Origin of the sequence: Thomasclavelia saccharogumia DSM 17460, assembly GCF_000686665.1 — a bacterium.
GTDB classification, from domain to species: Bacteria; Bacillota_I; Bacilli_A; order Erysipelotrichales; family Coprobacillaceae; genus Thomasclavelia; species Thomasclavelia saccharogumia.
Window position 1 is genome coordinate 1 of the sequence record NZ_JMLH01000027.1, and the last position, 6,676, is coordinate 6,676.

The 6,676-nt window shown below is 24.7% G+C and carries 6 protein-coding genes; all 6 read right to left on the reverse strand.

What is annotated here, in order from left to right; translation table 11 throughout:
• Window positions 1–523: 523 nt before the first annotated feature.
• Window positions 524–1,255: a CRISPR-associated endoribonuclease Cas6 gene (gene cas6 / locus BR82_RS16330; protein WP_051592780.1), complete on the reverse strand. Its 732-nt coding sequence runs from the start codon at window positions 1,253–1,255 to the stop codon at window positions 524–526.
• An 11-nt stretch (window positions 1,256–1,266) separates the two neighbouring features.
• Window positions 1,267–1,527 carry a CRISPR-associated endonuclease Cas2 gene (cas2, locus tag BR82_RS0107470; protein ID WP_027089678.1) on the reverse strand — a complete coding sequence of 87 codons (261 nt, stop codon included), beginning with the start codon at window positions 1,525–1,527 and terminating at the stop codon, window positions 1,267–1,269.
• Between the two features lie 5 nt (window positions 1,528–1,532).
• Complete coding sequence (cas1b, locus tag BR82_RS16335; RefSeq protein WP_161635127.1) at window positions 1,533–3,428, reverse strand: type I-B CRISPR-associated endonuclease Cas1b; 1,896 nt, start codon at window positions 3,426–3,428, stop codon at window positions 1,533–1,535.
• A 1-nt stretch (window position 3,429) separates the two neighbouring features.
• A complete protein-coding gene (locus tag BR82_RS0107480) occupies window positions 3,430–5,592 on the reverse strand; it encodes a hypothetical protein (protein ID WP_027089680.1) in 2,163 nt (720 codons plus the stop codon).
• An 8-nt stretch (window positions 5,593–5,600) separates the two neighbouring features.
• Complete coding sequence (gene cmr6 / locus BR82_RS0107485) at window positions 5,601–6,392, reverse strand: type III-B CRISPR module RAMP protein Cmr6 (RefSeq protein ID WP_034864417.1); 792 nt, start codon at window positions 6,390–6,392, stop codon at window positions 5,601–5,603.
• Between the two features lies 1 nt (window position 6,393).
• Window positions 6,394–6,676, reverse strand: a 283-nt coding sequence (locus BR82_RS0107490; RefSeq protein ID WP_205618739.1) for a hypothetical protein, incomplete at its 5' end; no start/stop codon positions are given.

Sequence of the window (6,676 nt, forward strand, 5' to 3'; positions counted from 1 at the left end):
CAAGAGAACGAGCTATATCACTTAATAAAACACTCTGACTTCTAGAAAGTCCAAACATCATATCTATTACAAATTTATATTCAGGCTTAGAAAGACCAGAAGCAAGTTTATCTGAAAAAATAACAATTTCTCTTTTGGTTTCATATAGATCTGTGGTAAAATAGTTCATGGAAAATCCCTCCTAAATTTTGTTTATCTGGTTAAATAAATTATAACATTTTCGAGGCTGATTTTCCTTATAAAACAAGCAAGAACAGGCAAGTTGTGAATGACTTTCTACCTGTTCTTTATTTTTTATCGAAACTCAAATTTATGAGTATTTTTTGCGGTCAATCTCTAAATTATTTATTTGTGTATAAGTGTTGTGTATCATAGTGTTTGAGCAATTTTTGTGTTTTTAATGAATACCTTTAAAAGATTGACTGTATTTTTTGTTTATTTTTGATGATTTTTAGCTGTTTTTTGATTATAAAATTACTCAAAAGTCTTGATGGATATAGGGTTTAGATTGACCGCAAAATATTTACTCTATAACTTCAAACATACCAAATCCCTGGGATGTTTTTTCTCCTAAACCAACATAATATAAAAATTCTAAATATTCTTTTTTCCCCTGCAACATATAAGTACCATGCCAAGCGGTTATATATGTATTTTTATAATTAGTTACATATTTATCTTTTGCATTAACATTTATTAACTTGATTTTGATATCATCAGGAACTATTCCATAGTATGCTTCGTATTTCTTTTTAAATAAGTTATTTATCCTGTCTAAAAAGTCTTTTTCTAGGGGATTGAAATAGTGGGTATGTTTTTTGTTTTCTTCAAGAATTGTTTCTCTTACTACTATTGGTGATAATAGTTTTATTTTTATTTGTTCTTTATTGTTGTAGAGAAATACTTGATATTTGGTTAAAATTATATTTTGATTTTGGAGTTTGTAATTAGTATGTTTATTTAGAATGTTTAAAAGGTAATGATCGAATTTGGTATCTATACTGGCGATATCTAAGATGAGAGTGTTTTCGAATATTATTTCATGATTTTTTATTGTTTGTTTAGGTGAGTATAGTTTACTATATGTAAATAATTTATATTTCTTTGTTTCTCCATAACCAAAGTTATGCAGAAATTCAGCGTATTCTTTATTTTCTTTAGTAAATAGAAGATAAATGAATCTTTGAATATCTTCGTGATAATTTAGTCTTAATTTTAGGGGCTTGTTTAATTTAAAAAATAATTTATATCTCATATTACTCCTTTTCATATTAGATTGGAATGGTTTTTTACCATTCCAATCTGTTCTTTAGAAACATATTTTAACGACTCTAATTCATAGAAACAGATACTATCATAATTTACATCAATTATTTTATCTAAATCTTTTTTTAACTTATTTAGTTTACTTTCTGTAATATAACCTTCAAACACTGAGTTTTGAACTGCAAACAAATACTTCTTAAATACTTTTCTCACTTTACCTACTCTTTTATGATGAACATCATATACTGCAATAATATACATAATAGTTACATCCTATATTTAAAGGGTTCATATTCTTCATCGTATTTAAAATACCTTAATAGTTTTAATACTTCCTGCTGTAGTATTTCCTGGTAACTTACTTTTTTGTTATTGATCGTTATTGTACTGCTTAGCTTTTTGTTTAACTGATCAATAAAGAGATATTTACCTTCTTTATTAAGAAATACTCCATTATTTCTTTTTTCGAAATGAACCTTAGCATCAATGATTCTTTTATTTATTAATGAAAATATTACTTTATCAACAAGAATAGGTTTAATTATTTCTGAGATATCAAGATTTAGATTTTCATATCTACGCATTGCAGAATGCAAATAAGAAATTCTAATATCTAGTTTTGTTTTATATATTTCATTAGCTATTTTTTGATATATTATAGTATTACCAAAACTGATCATTGCATTAAGTGCGTCTTTAGGTGGTCTTCTTGTTCTTTTGGTGAATTTGAATTCTGGGTTACTTAGAATTATATTATAACTACTATAATATAATTCTCTCATTCTGGCTTCTTGTAGTAATAATATTTCTAATGTTTTAGCTGCTTTCATTTCTTGTTTACATATTTTTAAATCATCAATTATTTTATCTAACTGAATATCATCATTATGCTTATTATAGTATTTTAGGTTTGAGATAATGTTTGTAGTTCCACTATCGATAATTTTTTTAGCTATTTCTAGTCTTTTTGCTTTATTGATATAGTTTTCAACTTGTTTTATTAGTATTGAGGCTGATTTATGATAATTAATAGGCATAAAAGATCCAATATAATGATCATATTGATCAAATAATGAAACTCTTATATTATGTTGATTTAAAGTTTTGAAAAAATTACTAGAAAAGATAGTTTGTGAATATATATTGATGTGTTCGGTTACTTCAGCTGGAATTTCTATTTTTTTATTTTCGTTTTCAAATAAGATTGAATAATCTTTTTTGGTAAGAATACCATCATTGATAATATGATATTCGTTATTTTCTTTTTTGATAGCTGATTTATACCAGTGATTATATTTAGTTCTATTTTCTTGTTTATTTTTCTTTGCTTTAACAGTATTATTTTCTTTAACAAAATAATAGCCTAACATTCTTTTTGATAAATAATGAGTAATTGAAGTTTTATTTTGATTTATTTCTAATTTATATTTGTCTTTTAAGCATTTTGATATATCATTTATTAAAGTTAAACCATCATCTTTATTATTAATAAATATATAAATATTATCACAGTAACGAATATAGTTATATTCAAGATATTGTCTATCTAAATCCATTAAATAAAGGTTACTAATTACAGGACTTATTGAAGAACCTGTAATTAATCCTTTATTTTTTCTTTTGATTTTTCCATCTTTTTGAATTAGACAATTTTGATATTTCATGATTAAAGATATTAAAACTTTATCATCAATAATATCAAATAACATCTTTGATAATAGAACATGATCAATATTTTCAAAATACTTTTTTATATCTATTTCAACAATATATTCATAACCTTCCTCAATTAACTCTAATCCCTTTCTAATTACATCTATCGTCCCTTTTCCTTTACGAAAACTATAATTATTATCACTTAATAAACAATCTAATTTATCTTGTAATATTAAAGACACTGCTTTTTGAATAAAATTATCAATGATCGTAAATTTATATATTTCTCTTACTTTTCCTTTTTTAGAAAGTAACTCATATACTTGAACAATATTAGGTTCATACGTACCTAAAATAAGCTGATTTTCAATATCCTGCCAATTAAGAATAAGATATTCTTTTAACTGCGATAACATTACTCCATCTATCCCACTAGAATAGTTACGTTTCATTAGCTCTAAATAAGCTTTTTTTAGATTACTTTCACTCAATATTTCTTTTAACATGTTACCTATCATATTTTTGAATGATCCAATTACAAATATATGTTCCAATAATAATTGCTATAACAACCATTATTAATGTAAAACTACATTTACAAACAATCAATAATATATTTTTAGTTGTAAATATATCAGAAGTTAAACTATTAAAATTTTGACTAATAGAAATCGTATCATAAATATATGTTAAAATGACCATTAAAAATGAAATAGAAGCAAAAATCAAAGCATACTTATTAAATTTATTATCCTGATTAGAATTAGTTCCTGTATATAAACCATCTAATTGTTCTTTTAGTTCTCTTTTTTCTTCATCGATATACATTGCTTTTGTAAGCATATTGTAGATCTCTACGCCTTGCTCTTGTGGTGTTACTTCAAAAAATAATAACTGGTTTTGAAAAGAAATATATTTTTCTTGTAAGTTTAATAAATTATTAATTGTTTTTTGATTAATTTCTTTATTATCACTTTCTAGACCTTTTGTAAGTACAGTTGCAAAGTTTTGAAATAAAATTATTGAAGCTCTTTGTGCCAAAGAAAGAATAGCCATATCAACGTATAATGTTAAAAAATAATTTATCAAATAGGGCGGACATTCATTTGTAGAAATTGCTACAAATGAATGATGTGTTATTCCATAAACAGTTCCCCAATCGATCCATCTTGTATATAGATCACGCTCTAAAAGCTTTTGGACATCATGTATTGATTGACAGCTACTATCTCCAGGATCGATATATATGATCGAATATAAATTTTTAGCTGCTTTATCATTGATTTGATATTCATATTTATTATTAGCATAAAACTTTTTATCATCAGGTAATACAAATTGACCGTCTTTTTCTACGTATTTAGTGTTTATGCTCTTTATAATTTCACTAGAACGAATAAAACTACATACAAACATTCGATCATCTAAAACCGGTTCAATGAAATACATACTTTCTTTACAATTTTGATAATTTGAAGTTAGTATAGGATCATGTAAATCTGGATAAGTTAGTAAATCTTTAATGGGATCAAGAATTTTTGTGAAATTTATATTACAAGTTTGTTTATTTTCAATATCACCATACAATGAATACAAATCATCACATAAAGAATTATGTTTGCTATCGATCTCAAAATCAATTTTCCAATAAAATGAACATGGGTTAGATTCAATTGTTAAGTTTGGTGCTGAGATTCTTCTTACGTATTCATTAATTAGTTTTATGTCTTTAATATCTTTATACTTATGATTTTCTACTTCAAAAATCATTATTGCAATATTAGTATTAAATACTTTTAATCGAATTGCATTTAATATTAAAGAAAATTCTTTTGGTTTACTTTCGTTACCTGTCCCAACTTGAATAATTAGTTTTGCTTTTTCATGAATTTCTTTTGGTCTAAATGAATAGTTAGTGACTATTGGATCATTTTCTAAATCACAATTATCATTAAAACCATAAATTGCTTGTAAAGGAGCATTATTAAAATATTGAATAGTATCATAATGTAATTTAAATTCTTCTAATTTCTTATCTTCATCATCGTTAACATATTTATAGTCGCTCAAATCCTTATTTTTTAAATTAGTATTCACCCAATATTCAGTATTTAAAATTCCTTTTTTATTACTTGTTCCATTAAGAAATTCACTTGTTTTATAGTTTTTAAAATAATTTTTCTTATCTTTTTTTAGAGGATCAAGCACAATTCTAAAAGGAAATAAAAATGTGTGATAACTATATACCTCATCATTACAATTATCATCTATAGAAAATTCTTTTACACATTGACATTCAAGTAGTTTACCTTCCAAAAATCTCCCTCTTAAATCTATTTTTTCACTTTTATCAATAGATACTTTAGATAATTTATTAAGATTAGTTAGTTTCTTTTCTATTTTCAAAATACTTTTTTCTCTAAATCCACTTTCTTCAAATTTTCTAACTGCTCCTAATTTCTTTTCATAATATTTAATAATCTCATTTAAATAACTCTTATAACTTTCTACATTATTTACATATACATTATTCTTAGAAATTAAAATATCACATATTCCTTCTAAACTATCGTTATCTTTACCATATGACTTATTCTCCCAAATATCATTTTCTATATCATGAAAATAAACATTTATTTTTTCAGCAAATTCTATATACACTTTCTCCATAAAATCACCTACTCTATTAAATATCCATAACCCACATTTGTTTTAGCCCCAATACCAAAATCTTTCATAATTTCTTTAAATAAACTTATTTTATCAGCCTTTGTAATAGTTTTTTCTTTATCACCTATTTTTATTATAGAATCGTTTAAAATAAAATTAAATTTTATTTTAGTACCAGGTGCAAGTCGTAACATAGTAATAACATTAACTTCACCTAAAGTTAAAAGTTCTTTATTTTGATGATGTGGTGCCAAGTGATCTAATTTTAGAACATTCTTATTATTATAATCGCTAATAAACGAATCAATAAAGATATCCCTCCCTGGTGTATTTTTATCACCAAAAATAGCTGTTTTTATTTTCTTTACAAATTCTTCTTTTTTATTATCATCAATACCATCAATATTTAATTTAGCTAAAATATACTTATGATAACCGAAAGCGCTGGCAAGTTTACCTTTTAATGAAGAGCCAGGAATATATGGTAAACCAGTCACGTAATCAAAATTAAATCCTAATGATATCTCTCCTTTGATATTAGCTTTATGATTATTACCGATTCCAATTAATAAACCAGGATATTCAACTTTCATTTCAAATGACGAAAGTATATCTTGAAGGGGTTGTAAAAATCTATCTTCTCGATAACGATGCTTTACTATATCGTCATTATTTTTACTTATTATCGTTGTTATCATATCGTTTTCGATTATTTTTTCTTCTTTATCATCAATAGCTATATTTTTTAAAAAATCATAATATGATTTATTGAAAAAATAGTTCATGTTTGAAATCGTCATTTTAATCATTCCCTTCATTTTTAGGAGTTTTATTCTTTGATGGATCTTCTTCAAACAGATTAAGAGCTAGCTTGATTGCAATAGCAGCATCTAATACTTCCTGTTTTTCAATTTCATTATTCTGTACGTATTTAAATAAATTATACTTTTTTATTTCCTGATATTCTTTTTCACTATTTTTATCTTTTTTTATATTGTACGAAATCGCACCTACGGTACTCTTTCGTACAATAGGTGTGAAACTAACGTTTTCTTGCACGAAAATCTTGCGATTTCGTACAATC

Excerpts from the sequence above, each read along its gene's own strand:
- cas2 (WP_027089678.1), bottom strand. The coding sequence starts at position 1,527 with ATGTATATTATTGCAGTATATGATGTTCATCATAAAAGAGTAGGTAAA.
- cas1b (WP_161635127.1), bottom strand. The coding sequence starts at position 3,428 with ATGTTAAAAGAAATATTGAGTGAAAGTAATCTAAAAAAAGCTTATTTA.
- cas6 (WP_051592780.1), bottom strand. The coding sequence starts at position 1,255 with ATGAGATATAAATTATTTTTTAAATTAAACAAGCCCCTAAAATTAAGA.
- BR82_RS0107480 (WP_027089680.1), bottom strand. The coding sequence starts at position 5,592 with ATGGAGAAAGTGTATATAGAATTTGCTGAAAAAATAAATGTTTATTTT.
- cmr6 (WP_034864417.1), bottom strand. The coding sequence starts at position 6,392 with ATGACGATTTCAAACATGAACTATTTTTTCAATAAATCATATTATGAT.